Annotated in this window: 19 protein-coding genes and 1 pseudogene; 13 read left to right on the top strand and 7 right to left on the bottom strand. The window is 60.9% G+C overall.

Annotated features, from left to right (window positions below; translation table 11 throughout):
* The first annotated feature begins 13 nt into the window (after positions 1-13).
* Positions 14-550 (top strand): DUF3299 domain-containing protein, encoded by a 537-nt coding sequence (locus AABM54_RS26260; protein WP_347902783.1) that lies wholly within the window; start codon positions 14-16, stop codon positions 548-550.
* Positions 551-718: 168 nt separating this feature from the next.
* Here the strand turns inward: AABM54_RS26260 and AABM54_RS26255 are convergent, their stop codons facing one another.
* Positions 719-1,618, bottom strand: a complete 900-nt coding sequence (locus AABM54_RS26255) for a D-hexose-6-phosphate mutarotase (RefSeq protein WP_347902782.1) — start codon at positions 1,616-1,618, stop codon at positions 719-721.
* 57 nt (positions 1,619-1,675) lie between these two features.
* Entirely contained in the window at positions 1,676-2,077 is a 402-nt protein-coding gene (locus AABM54_RS26250) for an acyl-CoA thioesterase (RefSeq protein ID WP_347902781.1), read from the bottom strand.
* A 501-nt stretch (positions 2,078-2,578) separates the two neighbouring features.
* On the opposite strand from AABM54_RS26250, the gene AABM54_RS26245 reads away from it, so the two are divergent.
* The 8 genes from AABM54_RS26245 (at position 2,579) to AABM54_RS26210 (ending at position 13,466) form a co-directional block, all read left to right on the top strand.
* Complete coding sequence (locus tag AABM54_RS26245; RefSeq protein WP_347902780.1) at positions 2,579-3,877, top strand: MFS transporter; 1,299 nt, start codon at positions 2,579-2,581, stop codon at positions 3,875-3,877.
* Between the two features lie 236 nt (positions 3,878-4,113).
* On the top strand, positions 4,114-5,115 hold the full coding sequence (locus AABM54_RS26240) for a phosphate ABC transporter substrate-binding protein PstS (RefSeq protein WP_347902779.1): 1,002 nt from the start codon (positions 4,114-4,116) through the stop codon (positions 5,113-5,115).
* A gap of 542 nt (positions 5,116-5,657) precedes the next feature.
* Positions 5,658-7,691 carry an ABC transporter permease subunit gene (locus AABM54_RS26235; protein ID WP_347906303.1) on the top strand — a complete coding sequence of 678 codons (2,034 nt, stop codon included), beginning with the start codon at positions 5,658-5,660 and terminating at the stop codon, positions 7,689-7,691.
* Between the two features lie 15 nt (positions 7,692-7,706).
* Complete coding sequence (gene pstA, locus AABM54_RS26230) at positions 7,707-9,377, top strand: phosphate ABC transporter permease PstA (RefSeq protein WP_347902778.1); 1,671 nt, start codon at positions 7,707-7,709, stop codon at positions 9,375-9,377.
* 202 nt (positions 9,378-9,579) lie between these two features.
* Positions 9,580-10,413, top strand: a complete 834-nt coding sequence (gene pstB, locus AABM54_RS26225; RefSeq protein ID WP_060540210.1) for a phosphate ABC transporter ATP-binding protein PstB — start codon at positions 9,580-9,582, stop codon at positions 10,411-10,413.
* Between the two features lie 74 nt (positions 10,414-10,487).
* A complete protein-coding gene (gene phoU, locus AABM54_RS26220) occupies positions 10,488-11,249 on the top strand; it encodes a phosphate signaling complex protein PhoU (RefSeq protein ID WP_347902777.1) in 762 nt (253 codons plus the stop codon).
* 161 nt (positions 11,250-11,410) lie between these two features.
* Entirely contained in the window at positions 11,411-12,358 is a 948-nt protein-coding gene (locus AABM54_RS26215; RefSeq protein WP_347902776.1) for a response regulator, read from the top strand.
* 211 nt (positions 12,359-12,569) lie between these two features.
* Entirely contained in the window at positions 12,570-13,466 is an 897-nt protein-coding gene (locus AABM54_RS26210) for a peptidoglycan DD-metalloendopeptidase family protein (RefSeq protein ID WP_347902775.1), read from the top strand.
* Positions 13,467-13,652: 186 nt separating this feature from the next.
* On the opposite strand, the gene AABM54_RS26205 is transcribed toward AABM54_RS26210, so the two are convergent.
* The 3 genes from AABM54_RS26205 to phoB all read right to left on the bottom strand — a co-directional run bounded on the left by AABM54_RS26205 (position 13,653) and on the right by phoB (position 17,174).
* The gene (locus tag AABM54_RS26205; RefSeq protein ID WP_347902774.1) at positions 13,653-14,993 is read right to left on the bottom strand and encodes a hemolysin family protein; all 1,341 of its coding nucleotides are present in this window, start codon (positions 14,991-14,993) and stop codon (positions 13,653-13,655) included.
* A 123-nt stretch (positions 14,994-15,116) separates the two neighbouring features.
* A complete protein-coding gene (gene phoR / locus AABM54_RS26200; protein ID WP_347906302.1) occupies positions 15,117-16,403 on the bottom strand; it encodes a phosphate regulon sensor histidine kinase PhoR in 1,287 nt (428 codons plus the stop codon).
* An 81-nt stretch (positions 16,404-16,484) separates the two neighbouring features.
* Positions 16,485-17,174 carry a phosphate regulon transcriptional regulator PhoB gene (phoB, locus tag AABM54_RS26195; protein ID WP_007896474.1) on the bottom strand — a complete coding sequence of 230 codons (690 nt, stop codon included), beginning with the start codon at positions 17,172-17,174 and terminating at the stop codon, positions 16,485-16,487.
* A gap of 151 nt (positions 17,175-17,325) precedes the next feature.
* On the opposite strand from phoB, the gene AABM54_RS26190 reads away from it, so the two are divergent.
* Complete coding sequence (locus AABM54_RS26190; RefSeq protein WP_347902773.1) at positions 17,326-17,712, top strand: hypothetical protein; 387 nt, start codon at positions 17,326-17,328, stop codon at positions 17,710-17,712.
* Between the two features lie 47 nt (positions 17,713-17,759).
* On the opposite strand, the pseudogene ubiA reads toward AABM54_RS26190, so the two are convergent.
* Positions 17,760-18,651, bottom strand: a pseudogene (gene ubiA / locus AABM54_RS26185) (4-hydroxybenzoate octaprenyltransferase).
* Entirely contained in the window at positions 18,651-19,214 is a 564-nt protein-coding gene (locus AABM54_RS26180) for a chorismate lyase (protein ID WP_347902772.1), read from the bottom strand. Before AABM54_RS26180 ends, ubiA begins: the two are co-directional and overlap by 1 nt.
* 200 nt (positions 19,215-19,414) lie before the next feature.
* Here AABM54_RS26180 and AABM54_RS26175 point away from each other — a divergent pair, with 200 nt between their 5' ends.
* The 3 genes from AABM54_RS26175 to AABM54_RS26165 all read left to right on the top strand — a co-directional run bounded on the left by AABM54_RS26175 (position 19,415) and on the right by AABM54_RS26165 (position 21,217).
* A complete protein-coding gene (locus tag AABM54_RS26175) occupies positions 19,415-19,582 on the top strand; it encodes a rubredoxin (RefSeq protein WP_221731915.1) in 168 nt (55 codons plus the stop codon).
* 20 nt (positions 19,583-19,602) lie between these two features.
* Entirely contained in the window at positions 19,603-20,751 is a 1,149-nt protein-coding gene (locus tag AABM54_RS26170) for an FAD-dependent oxidoreductase (RefSeq protein ID WP_347902771.1), read from the top strand.
* A gap of 190 nt (positions 20,752-20,941) precedes the next feature.
* The gene (locus AABM54_RS26165; protein ID WP_003213368.1) at positions 20,942-21,217 is read left to right on the top strand and encodes an HU family DNA-binding protein; all 276 of its coding nucleotides are present in this window, start codon (positions 20,942-20,944) and stop codon (positions 21,215-21,217) included.
* The last annotated feature ends 97 nt before the right edge of the window (positions 21,218-21,314 follow it).

Raw genomic sequence — 21,314 nt, 5'->3', positions numbered from 1 at the left:
GCCGAGCACCTTCATGCGCCGTCTTCTGCTGACTCTACTTTTACTGGGCACGGGCCTTGCCCATGCCGGCGAACTGCCGGAAACCGACTGGCTCGAACTGATGCCCAAGTCGGACCAGAAAGCCCTCGAAGCCATGCCCGAAATCGACCACGACTCGCCCGAGGCCAACGGCACCTTCACCGACAAGGGTGGCCTGAAGCAGAGTAAAGGCCTGCCGGCGGTGATGTACTCGACCAAGACCGTGGCGTCGATGAACGACAAGAACATCCGCATTGGCGGTTATCCGGTCCCGCTGGAAACCGATGCCAAGGGCCGCAGCACGCTGTTCTTCCTGGTGCCGTACCCTGGCGCCTGCATCCACGTGCCGCCACCGCCGCCTAACCAACTGGTGCTGGTGCGTTATCCCAAGGGTTTGAAGCTGGACGATATCTACATACCGCTGTGGGTCACCGGCACGCTGAAAGTCGAAAAGGTCAACAACGACCTGGCCGATGCGGCGTATGCGCTGGATGCGGCGAAAGTGCGAGTGGTTAAAGAGTCGGATTTATAAGGAAAGGCTGCGCAGAACCTGTGGCGAGGGGGCTTGCCCCCGCTGGGCTGCGAAGCAGTCCCAAAACCTGCAATCGGGTTCTGCCAGAAGGAATCCATTGGCTGGCTCTGCGGCCGCTTCGCGCCCGAGCGGGGGCAAGCCCCCTCGCCACAATGGTCCGCAGTTTCTCTATAGCGGTGTGCTGGCGATACTCACGCCCAGCGTATGACTCGCCCCCGGTGCCAGATTCACCACATCACCCATCACATTCGCCGTTTCGATGCACAGCATGCGCTGCCAGCCATCGTCGGCCATGTCACTGAACGCCGCCGCGCGGTCGATCCACGGGTTCCAGACCACTGCTGTCCGTGAACCGCTGGCCGTCAGCTCGATGCGCCGCTCCCAGGTCGGGTCGACGATGCTCAGCGTTGGCGGAGCATCGAGGTAGATGCGGTCGGTTTCCCCGGTAAATCGCAGATCACCGGCCTGCGTGACGGTTTTCCAGTTATCCAGCGTCTCGATATAGCTCAAGCCATCCAGTCCTTCGAGATGCACGTTGCGCACATCGCTGATCGCGAAGTAACTGTGCAGCGCCTGGCTGATGCTCACGCTGTCGGTGCCACGGTTATGGCTGATGAGGCGGATGTGCAATTGCTCGTCCAGATGAATGCTCAGTGTCAGGTCGACCTGATGGGGCCAGCCGGGCAGGCCGCCTTCAGGGTAGGGCAACACAAATTCGACCTTCAGGCTGTCACCTTCGGCTTCGATCCCGTCGAGCTCCCAATCCATGGCGCGCACCAGCCCGTGGGCGATGGCGGGTTGGTCGCCGACGCGCATCGCCTGCACGCTCGGCGGGTTGCGGTCCAGGTTGCCAAACCACGGCCAGCACACGGGAACGCCTGCACGGATGCTCTTGCCGGTCTTGAACACCGCCTCATCGTTGAGCCAGATCAGCGGCGGTTGCCCGGCCAGTTGATAACTGAGGATGTGCGCGCCTTGCTGGGCCACCAGTAATTCGGCCTGACCGTGACGGATGCGCCAGCAGTTCAGTTCATCCAGTTTCACGGCTTCAACGTTGGGCGTATTCATGATGCACATCTCGTTCAGGATCAATGACTGCAAGGGACCGCAAAACGGTCACCGGGTTTAACGCCGTGGCGGCACCGAGCGGGTGCGACCGCTGCCATCGATGGCGACAAACACAAACACCGCTTCAGTCACCTTGCGCCATTCGCTGGACAGCGGGTCGTCGCTCCACACCTCAACCATCATCTTGATCGAGCTGCGGCCGATTTCCGTTGCCTGGGTATAGAAGGATAGCTGCGCGCCGACGGCGACCGGCACCAGGAATGCCATGCGATCGATGGCCACGGTCGCCACGCGACCACCGGCTACCTTGCTGGCCATCGCCGTGCCGGCCAGGTCCATCTGTGACACCAGCCAGCCGCCGAAAATATCGCCAAAGCCGTTGGTTTCGCGGGGTAATGCGGTGATTTGCAGGGCCAGGTCGCCTTGCGGAATAGGATCTTCTTGTTCGAGCTCTATCATGCCAGGGGTGCCTCTGAGCCGTGACTCTTGGGGTGTGTAGCGGGTGAATAGCCGTCTTGTGGCTCTGCACGCAAAGTGCCTGCGCTCGGTCATGCTGCGTTAAAAACAGGCTCGGACTGCTCATTTACAAACCGTAAACTCCGCGTCCTCGCCTGTTTTTGCCTTGCCTGACCTTCACTCGGCGACGTTGCGCACTAGAGCCTGGAAAAACGTTTCAGCCCGAACATACTACGTTCGTCACGTTTCTCGTAAGGCGTACTAAAGGGAAACTCTGCGAAAGCGGCTGACGGAGGCCAACGACGTTTTCGCACAGCAACCCCTTACAGGGTGTAACAAGGTTGCGAGTATATCGAGCGGTAGACCGCACGACGACCATCGGGTTCTCATTTTGACCGCCCTATGTGCTATTTCGAACAATTTGCTATCGTGCCGAACCTGCCCAATCCCCGGCCAGCGTTGTCGGGGTTGCAGATCCGACTATAAGAAAGAGAAATCCTTGCCATGACCACAGCGCCATCGAGCATCGCGACACCTGCGCAACCCGCACGTCCCTTGACCCGCAGTGACTACAAGACGCTGTCGCTTTCAGCCTTGGGCGGAGCGCTGGAGTTTTACGACTTCATCATCTTTGTGTTCTTCGCCACCGTGGTCGGCAAGCTGTTCTTTCCGTTGGACATGCCCGATTGGCTGCGTCAAATGCAAACCTTCGGGATCTTTGCGGCCGGTTACCTGGCCCGGCCACTGGGCGGGATCGTCATGGCGCACTTTGGCGACCTGCTGGGGCGCAAAAAGATGTTCACCCTGAGCATTTTCATGATGGCCGTGCCGACGCTGATCATGGGTTTGCTGCCGACTTACGCGCAGATTGGTATCTGGGCACCGATCCTGTTGCTGCTGATGCGGGTCATCCAGGGCGCGGCGATTGGCGGTGAGGTGCCGGGGGCCTGGGTCTTCGTTTCCGAACACGTGCCCCAGCGGCACATCGGCTACGCCTGCGGCACGCTGACGTCGGGCCTGACGGCGGGGATTCTGTTGGGTTCGCTGGTCGCCACGGCAATCAACAGCCTTTACACACCGGAACAAGTGGCCGATTACGCCTGGCGGATCCCGTTCCTGCTCGGCGGTGTGTTTGGCCTGTTCTCGGTTTACCTGCGCCGCTGGCTGCACGAAACCCCGGTGTTCGCCGAGCTGCAACTGCGCAAGGCCCTGGCCGAAGAAGTGCCGTTGCAAGCGGTGCTGCGCGATCATCGTGGTGCCATCGTCATCTCGATGCTGCTGACCTGGCTGCTGTCGGCCGGAATCATCGTGGTCATCCTGATGACCCCGACCGTGTTGCAAACCATCTACCACGTCTCGCCAACCACCGCATTGCAGGCCAACAGCCTGGCGATTGTGTTCCTGAGCCTGGGCTGCGTGGCCTCGGGCGCGCTGGCGGACCGTTTCGGCGCTGGCCGGGTGTTCGTGTTCGGCAGCGCGGCGTTGCTGATCAGCTCGTGGACCTTCTACCACAGCCTGTTCGATCACCCTGAGTGGCTGTTCCCGATGTATGCCCTGACCGGTCTGCTGGTCGGCACCATCGGTGCCGTGCCCTATGTGATGGTCAAAGCCTTCCCGGCGGTGGTGCGCTTCAGCGGCCTGTCGTTCTCCTACAACCTGGCCTACGCGATCTTCGGCGGCCTGACCCCGATGGTGGTGACACTGCTGATGAAGGAAAGCCCGCTGGGGCCTGCTTATTACGTGGCGATCATCTGCGGCATCGGGATTCTGGTGGGCGGCTATCTCTGGAAGAACAACCGCTAAGCCACTTCTGACTGCACTGGCCCCTTCGCGAGCAAGCCCGCTCCCACATTGGTTCTGTGTTCACCGCAGATCCCCTGTGGGAGCGAGCCTGCTCGCGATGAAGGCGACGCGAATCATCCTGCAAAAGATCGAATACTGGCCTTTCATCCAATTGTCATATTTCAGCCATAGAGTGTTCACACGGCCTGCTGATACTTGGCCCCGACTTAACACCCCCTATCTGCTAGGAGTAAGGCATGAAACTGAAGCGTTTGATGGCGGCAATGACTTTTGTCGCTGCTGGCGTTGCGACTGCCAACGCAGTTGCCGCTGTTGACCCTGCTATCCCGAGCTACACCAAGACCACTGGTGTGTCGGGCAACCTGTCCAGCGTCGGCTCCGATACCCTGGCCAACCTCATGACCCTGTGGGCCGAGAACTACAAAAAAGAATACCCGAACGTAAACATCCAGATTCAGGCCGCTGGCTCCGCCACTGCGCCACCTGCGTTGACTGAAGGCACCTCTAACCTGGGCCCGATGAGCCGCAAGATGAAGGACACCGAACTGGCGGCCTTCGAACAGAAATACGGCTACAAGCCAACCGCAATCCCGGTTGCCGTGGATGCCTTGGCCGTGTTCGTGCACAAGGACAACCCGATCCAGCACCTGACCATGGAACAAGTCGACGCGATCTTCTCCTCGACTCGTCTGTGCGGCGCTAAAGAAGAAGTCAAAACCTGGGGCGACCTGGGCGTGAAAGGCGACCTGGCCAACAAGCCGGTTCAACTGTTCGGCCGTAACTCGGTATCCGGCACTTATGGCTACTTCAAAGAAGAAGCCCTGTGCAAAGGCGACTACAAGCCAAACGTCAACGAGCAACCAGGTTCAGCCTCGGTCGTGCAATCGATCAGCTCTTCGCTGAACGGCATTGGCTACTCGGGCATTGGCTACAAAACCGCCAGCGTGAAGACTGTGGCCCTAGCCAAGAAAGGCAGCACTGACTTCATCGAAGACACCGAAGAAAACGCCCTGAACGGCAAGTACCCGCTGTCGCGTTTCCTCTACGTGTACGTCAACAAAGCCCCGAACAAGCCTCTGGCCCCGCTGGAAGCCGAGTTCGTGAAACTGGTTCTGTCCAAACAGGGCCAGGAAGTTGTAGTGAAAGACGGCTACATCCCACTGCCAGCCAAAGTAGCCGCCAAGGCACTGGCTGACCTGGGCCTGCAAGAAGGCGGTGCTGAAGTCGCAAAAAAGTAACACCCTGAACCCGAGTTAATCCCGGGTTCAGTGTGGGAGCGGGCTTGTGTGGTGAGGGGGCTTGCCCCCGTTCGACTGCGAAGCAGTCGTAAATCGGTCGATGCATAAAATAATGCGATGACTGACTTCAGGGGGGCGCTTCGCTCCCCAGCGGGGGCAAGCCCCCTCGCCACAACCCGCTCCCACATACCCCAAAAATTTTCGATCCGCTGCCAGTTCACACGGGCGGCGGATTTGCTGCGTCACTGCATTGTCATCTTTCTGTCATACAGGATCGCTAGGGTGTGCGCATGAATGATCTGGCCAATTCCCCCATGACTACGACATCTCCTCCCAAGCGCATTGACTTCAATACGCCTGAGCTGCAACGCAAGCGCCGCATTCGTGCGCTCAAGGATCGCCTGACACGCTGGTACGTCCTCGTCGGCGGCCTCGCCGTCCTGGGTGCGATCACGCTGATCTTCTTCTTCCTTGGCTACGTTGTTGCGCCCCTGTTCCAGGGCGCCGACCTGACCGCCAAAGACGCGATCACCCCGGCCTGGATGCAAGACGCCGGCAAACCCCTGATGATCTCCCTCGAAGAGCAGAACCAGGTCGCCATGCGGGTTTCCGACAAGGGCCAGGCGCTGTTCTTTGACATCGACAGTGGCGCTGAACTCAAGCGCGTCGATCTGCCGGTTCCGGCCGGCACCACCGTGACGTCCATTGGCGAAGACCAACCGGGCCATCCGCTGGTGGCGGTGGGCTTGTCCAATGGCCAGGCACTGGTATTCCGTCACACCTACAAAGTCAGCTACCCGGACGGCAAGAAAACCATCTCGCCGGCCATCGAATACCCGTACGGTGAAACCCCGGTCGCGCTGAACGAGGCGGGCGGTGCGCTGGAGCATGTCAGCCTCAATGCCACCGACTCGACCCTGGTGTTGGCCGGCTCCACCGGTTCGCAGCTGCATGTACTGTCAGTGACCAGCGAAGAAAACATGATGACCGGTGAGGTCACCAACGAGCAGAAGCGCATCGACCTGCCGCAAATGACCGAGCCGGTGAAGAATATCTTTGTCGACCCGCGTCAGCAGTGGCTGTACGTGGTCAACGGTCGTGCCCAGGCCGACGTGTTCAGCCTGCGCGACAAGAGCCTCAACGGTCGCTACAAACTGCTTGAAGACGGCGACGCCCAAGTGACCGCGAGCACCCAACTGGTGGGCGGGATTTCGCTGATCATCGGTGATTCCAAGGGTGGCCTGGCCCAGTGGTTCATGGCCCGCGATACCGATGGCGAACAGCGCCTGAAGCAGATCCGTACGTTCCAGATGGGCACCACGCCTATCGTTGAAATCACCGCCGAAGAACGTCGCAAAGGCTTCATCGCCCTCGACGCTTCCGGCAAGCTCGGGGTGTTCCACAGCACCGCCCACCGCACCTTGCTGGTGGACCAGGTGGTCGAGGGCGCTGGCGTTTTCGGCCTGTCGCCGCGTGCCAACCGGGTCATCGTTGAAGCCGGCGGCAAGCTGCAACCGCTGCTGCTCGACAACCCGCACCCGGAAGTGTCGTGGAGCGCGCTGTGGAGCAAGGTCTGGTACGAAAACTACGACGAACCCAAATACGTCTGGCAATCGACTGCCGCCAACACCGATTTCGAACCCAAGCTGAGCCTCTCGCCACTGACCTTCGGTACGCTCAAAGCCGCGTTCTACGCGATGCTGCTGGCCGCCCCGCTGGCCGTTGCCGCCGCGATCTACACCGCGTACTTCATGGCGCCGGGCATGCGCCGCAAGGTCAAGCCGGTGATCGAACTGATGGAAGCGATGCCGACGGTGATCCTCGGCTTCTTCGCCGGCCTGTTCCTCGCCCCGTATGTCGAAGGCCACTTGCCGGGGATCTTCAGTCTGTTGCTGTTGATGCCGGTCGGCATTCTGGTCGCCGGTTTTACCTTCAGTCGCCTGCCTGAATCGCTGCGCCTGAAAGTGCCGGATGGCTGGGAAAGCGCAATCCTGATCCCGGTGATCATCTTCGTGGGCTGGCTCTCGCTGTACATGAGCCCGTACATGGAAACCTGGTTCTTCGGCGGTGACATGCGCATGTGGATCTCCCACGACCTGGGGATAACCTACGACCAGCGCAACGCACTGGTGGTCGGTCTGGCCATGGGCTTTGCAGTGATCCCGAACATCTACTCCATCGCCGAAGACGCCGTGTTCAGCGTGCCACGCGGTTTGACCCTGGGTTCCCTGGCACTGGGCGCCACGCCGTGGCAGACCATGACCCGCGTGGTGATCCTCACCGCCAGCCCGGGCATTTTCTCGGCGCTGATGATCGGCATGGGCCGTGCGGTCGGGGAAACCATGATCGTGCTGATGGCCACCGGTAACACCCCGGTCATGGAAATGAACCTGTTCGAAGGCCTGCGCACCCTGGCTGCCAACGTTGCGGTGGAAATGCCGGAGTCGGAAGTTGGCGGCAGCCACTACCGCGTGCTGTTCCTCTCGGCGCTGGTGCTGCTGTTGTTCACCTTCGTCATGAACACCCTCGCGGAACTGATTCGTCAGCGTCTGCGCAAGAAATACTCGTCGCTTTAAGAAAGGTAGAAGTCTGTGAAACAGAACTCCCTGAAAGGATGGTTCAAGAGCGGCGCCCCCGGCGTCTGGATCAGCGGTGGCGCGGTGTCCATCGCGGTCATCATGACCATTGGCCTGCTGGCGGTGATTGCCGTGCGCGGTCTGGGTCACTTCTGGCCGGCGGACCTGGTGCATGCCAGTTACGACGTGCCGGGCCAGGCCAATCACATCGTGATCGGCGAAGTCGTGCAAAAGGAAGAAGTGCCCCGTGAACGCCTGAAAAGCGCCGGCCTGCCGGTGCCGGACCAGGGCCCGGAATTCATGACGCGCGAGCTGATCAAGGTCGGCAACCGCGACCTGAACGGCACCGACTTCACCTGGATCGTCGGCGAGTGGCTGACTGACCAGAAGACCCCGCCTGAGCTGATGACCCTTGAGCGTCGCGAGTGGGGCAACTTCTACGGCACCCTGGTCAACGTCAAACAGGATGGCAAGGTCATCGCCGAAGGCGAGGCCGCGTGGCCAGAGCTGCAAGCGCGGATCGAGCGGGTCAGCAAACTCGCCGCGCAACTCAAGAGCCTGGAAAAAACCGACATCGGCGCGATCAACTCAGGCCTGGAGCGCATCCGTCTGCACGGTCGCAAGCTGGAACTGGACGGCAAACTCGATGCCGCGGCCCAAGCCGACATGGATGGCGAGCGCGCTGAACTGAATGCGCGTTATCAGGACATCGAAGCACGCTTGAGCGACCTGCACGCGCAGTTCAACCGCGACAGCCTGACCGCTCGCGATGCCAACGGCAAAGAAGTTGAAATCGGCATCGGTAAAGTGGTGCACGCCTATCAGCCGAACGCCATGGGCACCTTCACCAAGATCGGCTTCTACTTCAGCAAGGTCTGGGAGTTCCTCAGCGACGACCCGCGTGAAGCAAACACCGAAGGCGGGATCTTCCCGGCCATCTTCGGCACCGTGATGATGACCCTGATCATGGCGATGATCGTCACCCCGTTCGGCGTACTGGCGGCGGTGTACCTGCGTGAATATGCGCGTCAGGGCACCATGACCCGTTTGATCCGGATCGCGGTGAACAACCTGGCGGGCGTCCCGGCGATTGTCTACGGGGTGTTCGGCCTGGGCTTCTTCGTCTATGTACTGGGCGGTTCGGTTGACCGGTTGTTCTTCCCGGAAGCCTTGCCGGCGCCGACCTTCGGTACGCCGGGCCTGCTCTGGGCTTCGTTGACCCTGGCGCTGCTGGCGGTGCCGGTGGTGATCGTGGCCACTGAAGAAGGCCTGGCGCGGATTCCTCGCACCGTGCGTGAAGGCTCGTTGGCCCTCGGCGCGACCAAGGCGGAAACCTTGTGGAAAATCGTGCTGCCGATGGCCAGCCCGGCGATGATGACCGGCATGATCCTCGCCGTGGCCCGTGCCGCTGGCGAAGTGGCGCCGCTGATGCTGGTGGGTGTGGTGAAACTGGCGCCGTCGCTGCCGCTGGACGGCAACTACCCGTACCTGCACCTGGATCAGAAGATCATGCACCTGGGCTTCCACATTTATGACGTCGGCTTCCAGAGCCCGAACGTCGAGGCCGCGCGACCGCTGGTGTATGCCACGGCGCTGCTGCTGGTGCTGGTGATCGCCACGCTCAACCTGTCGGCGGTTTATATCCGTAACCACCTGCGCGAAAAGTACAAAGCACTGGATAGTTAAGCAAGGTCGACGCGACCCCTTGTGGGAGCTGGCTTGCCTGCGATGGCATCACTGCGGTGTTACTGAAAAACCGCATCGTCTGCATCGCAGGCAAGCCAGCTCCCACAGGGACCGGCGTCAGACATAGATTTTGGGTAACCCGCTGGCCCGATCACGAGGCCCGCGGAAAACGAACCGAATTTGTTAGCACAGGGAGCTTCCCATGCAGCACGAAACACATACCCACGGCATCAACATGTCGGCCCTGGGCCGCGACAAGCAGAGCCTGAGCCTGGAACAGGAAACCGTGGCCATCGAAGTGCCCGGCCTGAGCCTGTTCTACGGTGACAAGCAAGCGTTGTTCGACGTCAGCATGAACATCCCGAAACAACGCGTGACGGCCTTCATCGGCCCGTCCGGCTGCGGCAAGTCCACGCTGCTGCGCACCTTCAACCGGATGAACGATCTGGTGGACGGCTGCCGCGTCGAGGGTGCCATCAACCTCTATGGCAACAACATCTACCGCAAGGGCGAAGACGTGGCCGAGCTGCGTCGTCGCGTCGGCATGGTGTTCCAGAAGCCCAACCCGTTCCCGAAGACCATCTATGAAAACGTGGTCTACGGCCTGCGCATTCAGGGCATCAACAAAAAACGCGTACTCGACGAAGCAGTCGAATGGGCGCTCAAAGGCGCGGCGTTGTGGGATGAGGTCAAGGACCGCCTGCACGAATCGGCACTCGGGTTGTCCGGTGGTCAACAGCAACGTCTGGTGATTGCCCGTACCATCGCCGTGGAGCCGGAAGTATTGCTGCTCGACGAACCGTGCTCGGCACTCGACCCGATCTCGACGCTGAAAGTCGAAGAACTGATCTACGAACTGAAATCCAAGTTCACCATTGTGATCGTGACCCACAACATGCAACAGGCCGCGCGGGTTTCCGACTACACGGCGTTCATGTACATGGGCAAACTGGTGGAATTCGGCGACACCGACACCCTGTTCACCAATCCGGCGAAGAAGCAGACCGAAGACTACATCACCGGTCGTTACGGCTAGGATGCCGCTGGCGTTGCTCACTGAACCACCGCTGCGGCCCACCGCACCTTACCGGACGCTCCAAGGACGCCAACATGATTAGTAAAGAAGGCCTTACCCACCACATTTCCGCGCAGTTCAACGCCGAGCTTGAAGAGGTGCGCAGCCACCTCCTGGCCATGGGCGGGCTGGTGGAAAAGCAGGTCAACGACGCGGTGACCGCGCTGATCGAGGCCGATTCGGGTCTGGCCCAGCAAGTGCGCGAGATTGACGACCAGATCAACCAGATGGAACGCAACATCGACGAAGAATGCCTGCGCATTCTGGCCCGTCGTCAGCCGGCGGCGTCCGATTTGCGGTTGATCATCAGCATTTCCAAGTCGGTGATCGACCTGGAGCGCATCGGCGACGAAGCGACCAAAATCGCCCGCCGTGCCATTCAGCTGTGCGAAGAAGGCGAGGCCCCGCGCGGTTACGTCGAGGTGCGTCACATTGGTGATCAGGTGCGCAACATGGTCCGCGATGCGCTGGATGCTTTCGCTCGTTTCGACGCCGACCTGGCGTTGTCGGTGGCCCAGTACGACAAGACCATCGACCGCGAATACAAGACCGCGCTGCGTGAGCTGGCCACCTACATGATGGAAGACCCGCGCTCTATCTCGCGGGTCTTGAGCATTATCTGGGTGCTGCGTTCGCTGGAACGAATCGGCGACCACGCGCGCAACATTTCCGAGCTGGTGATTTACCTCGTGCGCGGCACCGATGTGCGCCACATGGGCCTCAAACGCATGAAGCAAGAAGTTGAAGGCACAAGTGGCGAAACCGCTAATGTTCCGGACGAAGCTGACGATAAGTAGTATTGCCCAAGTAAAGCGCCCGGCCTTTTGGCCGGGCGTTTTTGTTTGCGGTTTTTGAATTCATAGCACCCGCGAACGAAAAGTCCCGGCGTGACTGAAGAGTTTTGGCAATGTGCCATCAGCCAGCGTTATGCTTGCCGGGATTTTTATAGGGGTGTTGGATGAGCAAGATCAGTGTGTTGGTGGTGGACGATGCGTCGTTCATTCGTGACTTGGTGAAGAAGTGCCTGCGCAACTACTTCCCGGGCATCCGGACCGAAGATGCGGTCAACGGCAAGAAAGCCCAGGCCATGCTGGCCCGGGAAGCGTTCGACCTGGTGCTGTGCGACTGGGAAATGCCGGAAATGTCGGGTCTTGAGTTGCTGACCTGGTGCCGCCAGCAGGACAACCTCAAGAGCATGCCGTTTGTCATGGTCACCAGCCGTGGCGACAAGGAAAACGTGGTTCAGGCGATTCAGGCCGGCGTTTCCGGTTACGTCAGCAAACCCTTCACCAACGAACAGCTGCTGACCAAGGTCAAGCAGGCGTTGAACAAGGTCGGCAAGCTCGACACTTTGATGAACAGCGCCCCGACCAAAATGAATTCGGCGTTCGGCAACGACTCCTTGAGCGCCCTGACTGGCGGCAAGTCTGCCGTGGTCGCCCCGTCGGCGGCGCCGGTCAACCCGTTCGCCAAACCTGCTGTCGTAGCGCCCACGCCAGCGGCAGCGCCTTCGCGTGGTCTGCTCAACAGCCCGCCCGTGAAAGCGACGACCGCCGCCGCACCTGCCAGTGGTCGTGGTCAGGGTCAACTGCGCCTGCCAAGCGGCACCCAGCCGTGCGTGATCAAGGCCCTGAGCATCAAGGAAGCGCTGTTGGTGGTCAAACGCACCGACACCCTGCCGCAAGTGCTCGACAGCGCTGTGCTCGATCTGGAGCAGGGTGACAACGCCGAAGTCGCACGCCTCAACGGCTACCTGCACGCCGTCGTCGCCCTTGAGCCGAAGCCGGACAGCGAGTGGCTGCAACTGACCTTCCGCTTCGTCGACCAGGACGCGCAAAAGCTCGACTACATCTCCCGCCTGATTGCCCGTGGCACGGCGCAGAAGCACTTCGTACCGGGCGCTTAAACTCAGCGTTGCCTGATAGTCCACCTTCACGAGCAAGCCCGCTCCCACATTGGAATGCATTTCAAATGTGGGAGCGGGCTTGCTCGCGAAGGGGCTATCCAACTCACTACACCTTTCCCTGATACGCCCATTTTGAAACATCTGCCGATTACCCTGGTCTGTCTCAGCTGCTAGGCTCCTCCCCAAGCCTCACTCGACAGAACCTTTGCCCATGCTCGCGCGCTTGCTGTTTTTCTGTGGTCTCTTCATGGCCTCCACCTCGGCTGTGGCCATGACCATTTACAAATCCACCGATGCCAATGGCGTGGTCTCCTACAGCGACCGACCTTCGAAGGGCGCGCAGGTGTTTGTATTCCGCGATCGAATGGACGAGCACCTCGAGCGACAGGTTCACCTGGACATCAGGAAGCAGAAGGGCGCTGACAGCGTCTTTGTGCGCAATGACCTGTTTGCCCCGGTGGAGATCGAGCTGAGCTTCAGCGGCGTGAAGAATGTCAGCGGTGCGCCGAGGCAACCGATCCGCCGGGTCTTGCCGGCGCGCAGCAACCTGCGTGTAGCGCTGCTCACGGCTACCCAGGCCGGCAAGCCGCTGGCGTATACCCCGAAGTTTCGTTATTCCCTGGGCGATCCCTCAGGCGCCTCCCTGGCTTACCGTTATCCGTTCCCGTGGCGCGGCGGGCCGTTTCGCCTGACTCAGGGCGCCAACGGTCAATACAGTCATTTCGGGGCCAAGAGCCGTTATGCCATGGACATTGCCATGCCCGAAGGCACGCCGATCATCGCCGCGCGCGGTGGGGTGGTGGTCAAGACCGAGAACAGCCAGAACGGGCGCGGCACCGACCCGTCCGGCAATTTCGTGCGGGTGTTGCACGATGACGGGACCATGGGCGTGTACCTGCACCTTAAACAAGGTTCGGTGAATGTTCGTGAGGGGCAGCGAGTGGGGGTGGGCAGCGCGTTGGCGCTGTCGGGCAACACCGGCAACAGCAGCGGGCCGCACTTGCACTTCGTGGTGCAGCGCAATACCGGGTTGGGGCTGGTGTCGATTCCCTACCAGTTCCGCCAGCCGGTGGGGGCATTGCCCAACTTTGCGTTGGGCAAGCAGTAGACGCGAGACCCATTGTGGAGGGTTCTTTGTGGCGAGGGAGCTTGCTCCCGCTCGGCTGCGAAGCAGTCGTGATAAAGGAGAATGAGGTGTTTCAGGGTTAATGTGGCTGCAGGGTTGGGGCCGCTACGCGCCCCAGCGGGAGCAAGCTCCCTCGCCACAAGAGCCCGCTCGTCACCAGTCCTGCATTTAGTCGAGCATCAACACCTTGGCCAGAATGATTTTCGGGCCTTTCATCTTCTTGATGATGATCCGCAACCCTTCGACTTCCAGTACTTCTTCCTCTTCGGGCACCCGTTTCAGGGTTTCGTAGATCAGCCCGGCGAGGGTTTCGGCTTCGATGTGGTCCAGGTCGATGCCCAGCAGACGCTCAACCTTGAACAGCGGCGTGTCGCCACGCACCAGCAACTTGCCTGGCTGGTAGGCGAGGATCCCGCGTTCAGCCTTGCGGTGTTCGTCCTGAATGTCGCCAACCAGCACTTCCAGCACGTCTTCCATGGTCAGGTAGCCGATGATGTTGCCGTCGGCCTCTTCAACTACGGCGAAGTGCGAGCCGCCCTTGCGGAATTGCTCCAGCAACTGCGACAGCGGCATGTGGCGCGACACGCGCTCCAGCGGGCGGGTCAGTTCGGCCAGGTTGAACGACTCGGGAATGTGGTCCAGCGCGGCCAGCTCCAGCAGCAAGTCCTTGATGTGCAGCAGGCCCACGAACTCCTGGCGCTCGCTGTCATACACCGGATAGCGGCTGAACTTGTGACGACGGAACAGCGCGAGGATTTCCTTGAGCGGCGCGTTGAACTCCAGCGTCACCAGGTCTTCCCGGGAGTTGGCCCAGTCGACCACTTCCAGCTCGCCCATTTCCACGGCCGAGGCCAGCACACGCATGCCTTGGTCACTCGGATCCTGGCCACGGCTGGAGTGCAGGATCAGTTTCAGTTCTTCACGGCTGTAATGATGCTCGTGATGCGGGCCGGGTTCACCCTGGCCTGCAATGCGCAAAATGGCGTTGGCGCTGGCGTTGAGCAGGTAAATGGCCGGGTACATGGCCCAGTAGAACAGGTACAGCGGCACGGCGGTCCACAGCGACAGCAGCTCGGGTTTGCGGATTGCCCAGGATTTGGGGGCGAGTTCGCCGACCACGATGTGCAGGTACGAAATGATGAAGAACGCGGTGAAGAACGACACGCCCTTGACCACTTCGGCAGATTCCACGCCCACCGCGCTCAGCACGGGTTCGAGAATGTGCGCGAATGCCGGCTCACCGACCCAGCCAAGGCCCAGGGAGGCGAGGGTGATACCCAACTGGCACGCCGACAGGTAGGCATCGAGCTGACTGTGCACGGTGCGCAGGATGTGTCCGCGCCAGCCGTTTTTATCAGCGATGGCCTCGACGCGGGTCGAGCGCAGTTTGACCATGGCAAATTCGGCCGCAACGAAGAATCCGTTGAGCACAACCAGGATCAGAGCAAAAAGAATCATGCCGAAATCGGCGAAGAGTGTCGCGAGGGTCAAGCCAGGGGAAGGGTCCATGATGGAGTTTTGCGGGTTCCGTATATTCGAATAGAAAGGGGATTGCCGAGCCTGAAGGGCAGGCCCAAGTCAGCCAATGTAGCGGCTGACAGGGCAATTGCCTAGGGGCAGTGGCCTGTGTGGCTACTCGGTCAGGCTGCCGGCGCGTGATTTTGCGACCTGTGCCGGGGCGAAATGGCAGGTGAAGGTGCTGCCGTGGCCCGGCACGCTGCTGATCTCCATCCGCGCCCGATGGCGCAACAGCACGTGCTTGACGATGGCCAGGCCGAGCCCGGTACCGCCGGTGTTGGAGTTGCGGCTGGAGTCGACGCGGTAGAAGCGTTCGGTCAGGCGCGGCAGGTGTTTGCTGTCGATGCCGATGCCCGAATCCTGCACGCTCAGGTGCGCGCCCTGGTCGTCGCCCCACCAGCGGATGCGGATATTGCCGCCGTCCGGGGTGTATTTGACGGCGTTGAACACCAGGTTGGAAAACGCACTGCGCAGTTCCGCTTCGCTGCCCTTGAGCAAAATCGTCGCGTCGGCTTCCAGGGTGATGCGCTGGTTGCGCTGCCCGGACAGCGCCTGAGCATCGCTTTTGATCGATTGCAGCAAGCCGTCGATGGGCACTGGCTGGTTGTCCGACGGGTAATCGGTGGCTTCAAGCTTGGCCAGCAACAGCAAGTCGTTGAGCAGCGTTTGCATGCGCCCGCCCTGTTGCTGCATTTGCTGCAGGGCGCGGCTCCAGCGCGGATTCACTTCTTCAACGTTGTCGAGCAGGGTTTCCAGGTAGCCGCAGATCACCGTCAGCGGCGTGCGCAGTTCGTGGGAGACGTTGGCGATGAAGTCTTTGCGCATTTGTTCGAGCTGATGAATGCGCGTCACGTCGCGCACCAGCATCAAGTGCTCGTTGTTGCCGTAGCGGGTGATGTAGAGCTGAATCCGCATCCGGTCGTTGGTCGGCGACGGGATTTCCAGCGGCTCGGCGTAGCTGTCCTGCTCGAAATATTCCTTGAAGCGCGGGTGACGCACCAGGTTGGTCACGGGTTGACCGCTGTCCTGTGGCGTCTTGAGGCCCAGCAGGGTTTCGGCGGCGCGGTTCCACCATTCCAGGTTGCCGTCGCTGTCGAGCATGATCACGGCGTCTTTCAACGCGGCGGTGGACTCCTGAACCCGGTCGATCACCGCTTGCAGGCGCCCGCGCACGCGCTGGTCGCGACGTTGCAGGTGGTAGATGCTGTCGAACACCTCGCCCCACAGGCCGTAGCCATCGGGCGGTGCTTCATCGGGTTTGTGCAGGCGCAGCCACTCGTGCAAACGCAGCAATTGCTTGAGGGTCCAGGCCAGGTAAATGCCCAGGCCCGCGGCCAGGCTCCAGCCGTAGTAGCCGGTAATCAGGCCGATCACCAGGCAGCCGGTGACCAGTAAAAGCATGTGGCGGATCAGAGTGCCATGCCAGTTTTGGTTCACTTAAACACGCGTCCTTGTCAGCTTGTCGAGCACGTAAGGGCCGGCTCAGGCTTTCGTCGAAAACCGGTAGCCGGTGCCGCGCACGGTTTGTACCAGATTCTCGTAGGCATCGCCGAGGGCTTTGCGCAGGCGACGGATGTGCACGTCGACGGTGCGCTCCTCGACATAAACGTTGCCGCCCCAGACCTGGTCGAGCAGTTGCCCGCGAGTGTAGGCGCGTTCCTGGTGCGTCATGAAAAATTGCAGCAGGCGGTATTCGGTCGGGCCCATCTCGGCCGGTTTGCCGTCGATGGTCACGCGGTGGCTGATGGGGTCCAGCAGCAGGCCGCCGACTTCGATCGGCGCTTCGCCATCGGTCGGGCCGGCGCGGCGCAGTACGGCCTTGAGGCGCGCCACCAGCTCACGGGGAGAAAAGGGTTTGGTGATGTAGTCGTCGGCGCCGACTTCCAGGCCCTGGATCTTGTTGTCCTCTTCGCCCTTGGCGGTGAGCATGATGATCGGGATGTCCCCGGTCAGCTCATCGCGTTTCAGGCGGCGGGCCAGCTCGATACCGGAGGTGCCGGGCAGCATCCAGTCGAGCAGGATCAGGTCGGGTTTGCGGTCGACGATAATGGCATGGGCCTGCTGGGAGTTTTCCGCCTCCAGACAGTCATAGCCGGCCATTTCCAACGCAACGGCGATCATTTCGCGAATGGGCGCTTCGTCGTCGACGATCAGAATGCTCCTGCCAACCATGCCTTAATCCTCTTGTCATTTAACTGTCTTGCGCCGCATTAGATAACGGAATTATTGCAGTCGTGTGACAGTATTTTAGACCGCAGGAGAATGGCGCATTCCTGGGCTACGCTTTAAGTCCGAATCCTGACAACCACAAAAGAAGGTTTCCATGACTCACTACGCTCAATCCTTCAAAGCCCTGATGCTGGCTGCTGCCCTGGCATTGCCGACGATGGCCTTCGCTGCCGAACCCGCCATGATGAAAGGCGGCATGATGGTCGACCATAAGGGCATGACGGTGTACACGTTCGATAAGGACGCCGGTGGCAAGTCGATGTGTAATGGCGATTGCGCCAAGAACTGGCCGCCGATGATGGCCCCGGCGGATGCCAAGGCCGAAGGCAAATGGACGGTCATCAAGCGTGAAGACGGCATGATGCAATGGGCGTATGGCGGCAAGCCGCTGTACACCTTCATGAAAGACGAAAAACCCGGAGAAATGAAGGGTGACGGTATGAAGGACGTCTGGCACGTCGTCCACGAGTCGCAGAAGTAACCGACCCCGCCGATGCAGCCTGCTCCGCTTGCCGGAGCAGGCTTTGATCAGCGCAACGCGTAGTCGAGCACCAGCCCGACGAAAATCGCCATCCCCGCCCAGTGGTTGTGCAAAAACGCCTTGAAGCACTTGAGCCGATCCTTGTCGCGGGTGTACCAGAACTCCCAGGCAAAGCACCCGACCGCCACCAGCAAGCCGCCGTGGAACCAGGCGCCGAGCCCAAATCTCGAGCCGGCCAGCAGCAGGCAGCCCAGCGACAACAGCTGCAAGGTCAGGATGATTACCCGGTCAGCATCGCCAAACAGAATGGCCGTGGATTTCACCCCGATCCGCAGGTCGTCGTCGCGGTCGGTCATGGCGTAATAGGTGTCGTAGCCCACGGTCCACAGGATATTGGCGATGTACAACAACCAGGGCCGTGGCCGGCAGGTCGCCGGTCTGGGCGGTGAACGCCATCGGGATGCCCCACGAGTACGCGGCGCCCAGCACGACTTGCGGGTAGTAGGTGTAACGCTTCATAAACGGGTAGCAGGCCGCCAGTGCCAGGGCGCCGAACGAGAGCCAGGCCGTTGTTGCATTGGTGCACAGCACCAGCAGGAAACTCACGCCCATTAACAGTGCGAACGTCGCCAGGGCTTCTTTGGAGCTGATTCTGCCAGCGGCCAGCGGGCGTTGGGCGGTGCGCTTCACATGGCCGTCGACCTTGCGGTCGGCCCAGTCGTTGATCGCGCAGCCACCGGCGCGGGTCAGCACCACGCCCAGGGTGAAAATGACCACGTTGGCCAGTGACGGCGAACCGTTGCCGGCAATCCACAAGGCGCACAAGGTCGGCCACAGCAGCAGGTAAATGCCGATCGGCTTGTCCATGCGGGTCAGTTGAATGAAGTCCCAGGCCCGTGGGTGCAGGCGGTTCAGGGATTTGAGCAGATTTTGATACATCAGCAGTGCTCCGCGTCGAGGCCGGCGGCGCGCCACAGGCTCGGAAGGAATATTTCCGCGACCAGCACGCTCAAGCCGTCCCGGTCGAAACGCGAGCGCCGGCCCCAGAGTGCCGGGGCTTGGGACGCCAGTGGCAACCATTCGGCAGGATAGCGGCACACCTCGATGGCGCGGCGCTGGAACGCGTGATCGCAAAACAGCAGTTCGCCCAGCGAGCGGCTGCCGAGTTCGTCCATGTTCAGCCCACCGTCCTGCAAGGCACTGCGCGACGCGACACTGCGGGCGAACACCCAGGCTTCGCCATGACCGCGCAAATACACCTCGCGAACCCAGCCCTCGCTGCCTTCGGGTAGCGCCAGCGATGCACATTCGTCGGCGCGCAACGGTTGCCAGCCTTCGAACAGCGGGGTCACGCTGAAACCGTCGTCCGACAAACGGGTCAGGCGGCGGGTGAGCGAGCCTTCATCGAACAGCCAGTCGAGGATTTGCGCATCGGGGCGGGGCGTCAGTTGGTTGTCTGGCAGCCAGACCGGGGCAGGGGGCAGGGGTTTTGAGTGCGGCACAGTGAGTCATTATTGGCAGCAAATGAGGCGGCGAGCTTACCATGGTGACGGGTGATTTTGACCGACCCGGCAGGCATGCGCAGCGATCAGGCTTGCATCTGCCGACCCCGATCAGTACAAAACGCCCTGAGCCGGGCGGCAGGCCTTTACCTATCGACCGTCCGCGCCAGAAAAAGCCTGAAAACCTGAGGAAACAAGTGATGAAGAAGTGGCAATGCGTGGTCTGTGGGCTGATCTATAACGAAGCCGACGGCTGGCCGGATGACGGCATCGCACCGGGAACCTTGTGGCAAGACGTACCGCAAGACTGGCTGTGCCCGGACTGCGGCGTGGGCAAGATGGATTTTGAAATGATCGAAATCAACTAAGACATTTAGAGGAGTAAGGAATGAACGCACCTGTCGTGATCGTCGGCACTGGGCTGGCTGGCTACAACCTGGCCCGGGAGTTTCGCAAACTCGATGGCGAAACTCCGCTGCTGCTGATTACCGCAGATGACGGACGCTCTTACTCCAAGCCGATGCTCTCCACCGGTTTTGGCAAGAACAAGGACGCCGATGGCCTGAGCATGGCCGAACCCGGCGCCATGGCCGAACAGCTCAAGGCCGAGGTGCGCACCCATACGCGCATCAGCGGTATCGACCCGGGCCACAAGCGTTTGTGGATCGGCGAAGAGGCCGTGGCCTACCGCGACCTGATTCTGGCCTGGGGCGCCGAGACCGTGCGGGTGCCGATCGGGGGTGACGCGCCCGAAGCGATTTTCCCGATCAACGACCTTGAAGACTACGCACGCTTTCGTGTGGCCTCGGCCGGCAAACGCCGGGTGCTGCTGCTCGGTGTCGGGCTGATTGGCTGCGAATTTGCCAACGACCTGATCCTGGGGGGGTACGAAGTGCAACTGGTGGCGCCGTGCGAGCAGGTCATGCCGACCCTGTTGCACCCGGCGGCGGCTGCCGCTATCCAGGCAGGGCTGGAAAGCCTCGGCGCACGCTTTCACCTCGGGCCGGTGCTCACTCGCTTGCAGCGGGTCACGGACGGGCTCGAAGCCCACCTGTCCGACGGTCAGGTCATTGCCTGCGACGTGGTGGTCTCGGCCATTGGCCTGCGCCCACGAATCGACCTGGCGGCTGCGGCCGGTTTGCAGGTCAATCGCGGGGTGGTCGTTGATCGCCAGCTCAAGACCTCCCACGCCAATATCTACGCCTTGGGCGATTGCGCCGAAGTCGATGGGCTGAATCTGTTGTACGTGATGCCCCTCATGAGTTGTGCGCGAGCGCTGGCCCAGACCCTGGCCGGCAAGCCGACGGCGGTCAGCTATGGTCCGATGCCGATTACCGTGAAAACCCCGGTCTGCCCGCTGGTGGTATCGCCGCCACCTCGTGGCATGGAAGGCGTCTGGACCGTTGAAGGGCAGGGCGCCGACATCAAGGTGCTGTGCCGCGATGCCAGCGGCAAGCTGCTGGGTTACGCACTGACGGGTACGGCGGTGATGGAAAAACTCGCGCTGAACAAAGAACTTCCCGGCTTGCTGGCGTAAATACTGGTCGTTCTGTCGGAATCACCCCTCTTTTGCCCTGACAAAGGTCGCGGGGAGACTGGCGCCGCTCTTGAACGCGTGCCATCCTCACTCCCGTCTGCCGCAGAGTAGAGCCTGCGGCGCCTTGGGCGCTGTTCCCGCAAGGGCAGCACGGACATAACAACAAAAAACCGTCAAAGAGGCTTCACTAATGCGTAAACCAGAACTCGCCGCTGCAATCGCGGAAAAAGCGGATCTCACCAAAGAGCAGGCCAACCGCGTCCTTAATGCCGTTCTCGAAGAAATCACCGGTGCGTTGCATCGCAAGGACAGCGTGACGCTCGTGGGCTTCGGCACCTTCCTGCAACGCCACCGCGGCGCGCGCACCGGCAAAAACCCGCAAACCGGCGAGCCTGTGAAAATCAAGGCCAGCAACACCGTCGCCTTCAAACCTGGCAAATCGTTGAAAGACAGCGTCAATCCATAAGCATTGCGCGCACTGCACACCGCAGGGCGCGATCAGAAAAATGGGCACACCGATCAGGTCGGGTGTCCATTTTTTTTGCCCGTGAAGATGAGATGGA

This window comes from Pseudomonas purpurea, from assembly GCF_039908635.1.
GTDB lineage: Bacteria > Pseudomonadota > Gammaproteobacteria > Pseudomonadales > Pseudomonadaceae > Aquipseudomonas > Aquipseudomonas purpurea.
The sequence above is the reverse complement of the archived record's forward strand: the minus strand, read 5'-3'. Positions and strand labels throughout refer to the sequence as shown.

What these genes read in the sequence shown, in the direction of transcription:
- AABM54_RS26260 (WP_347902783.1), top strand. Translation starts at nt 14, where the DNA reads ATGCGCCGTCTTCTGCTGACTCTACTTTTACTGGGCACGGGCCTTGCC.
- AABM54_RS26255 (WP_347902782.1), bottom strand. Translation starts at nt 1,618, where the DNA reads ATGAATACGCCCAACGTTGAAGCCGTGAAACTGGATGAACTGAACTGC.
- AABM54_RS26250 (WP_347902781.1), bottom strand. Translation starts at nt 2,077, where the DNA reads ATGATAGAGCTCGAACAAGAAGATCCTATTCCGCAAGGCGACCTGGCC.
- AABM54_RS26245 (WP_347902780.1), top strand. Translation starts at nt 2,579, where the DNA reads ATGACCACAGCGCCATCGAGCATCGCGACACCTGCGCAACCCGCACGT.
- AABM54_RS26240 (WP_347902779.1), top strand. Translation starts at nt 4,114, where the DNA reads ATGAAACTGAAGCGTTTGATGGCGGCAATGACTTTTGTCGCTGCTGGC.
- AABM54_RS26235 (WP_347906303.1), top strand. Translation starts at nt 5,658, where the DNA reads ATGCAAGACGCCGGCAAACCCCTGATGATCTCCCTCGAAGAGCAGAAC.
- pstB (WP_060540210.1), top strand. Translation starts at nt 9,580, where the DNA reads ATGCAGCACGAAACACATACCCACGGCATCAACATGTCGGCCCTGGGC.
- phoU (WP_347902777.1), top strand. Translation starts at nt 10,488, where the DNA reads ATGATTAGTAAAGAAGGCCTTACCCACCACATTTCCGCGCAGTTCAAC.
- AABM54_RS26215 (WP_347902776.1), top strand. Translation starts at nt 11,411, where the DNA reads ATGAGCAAGATCAGTGTGTTGGTGGTGGACGATGCGTCGTTCATTCGT.
- AABM54_RS26210 (WP_347902775.1), top strand. Translation starts at nt 12,570, where the DNA reads ATGCTCGCGCGCTTGCTGTTTTTCTGTGGTCTCTTCATGGCCTCCACC.
- AABM54_RS26205 (WP_347902774.1), bottom strand. Translation starts at nt 14,993, where the DNA reads ATGGACCCTTCCCCTGGCTTGACCCTCGCGACACTCTTCGCCGATTTC.
- phoR (WP_347906302.1), bottom strand. Translation starts at nt 16,403, where the DNA reads ATGCTTTTACTGGTCACCGGCTGCCTGGTGATCGGCCTGATTACCGGC.
- phoB (WP_007896474.1), bottom strand. Translation starts at nt 17,174, where the DNA reads ATGGTTGGCAGGAGCATTCTGATCGTCGACGACGAAGCGCCCATTCGC.
- AABM54_RS26190 (WP_347902773.1), top strand. Translation starts at nt 17,326, where the DNA reads ATGACTCACTACGCTCAATCCTTCAAAGCCCTGATGCTGGCTGCTGCC.
- AABM54_RS26175 (WP_221731915.1), top strand. Translation starts at nt 19,415, where the DNA reads ATGAAGAAGTGGCAATGCGTGGTCTGTGGGCTGATCTATAACGAAGCC.
- AABM54_RS26170 (WP_347902771.1), top strand. Translation starts at nt 19,603, where the DNA reads ATGAACGCACCTGTCGTGATCGTCGGCACTGGGCTGGCTGGCTACAAC.
- AABM54_RS26165 (WP_003213368.1), top strand. Translation starts at nt 20,942, where the DNA reads ATGCGTAAACCAGAACTCGCCGCTGCAATCGCGGAAAAAGCGGATCTC.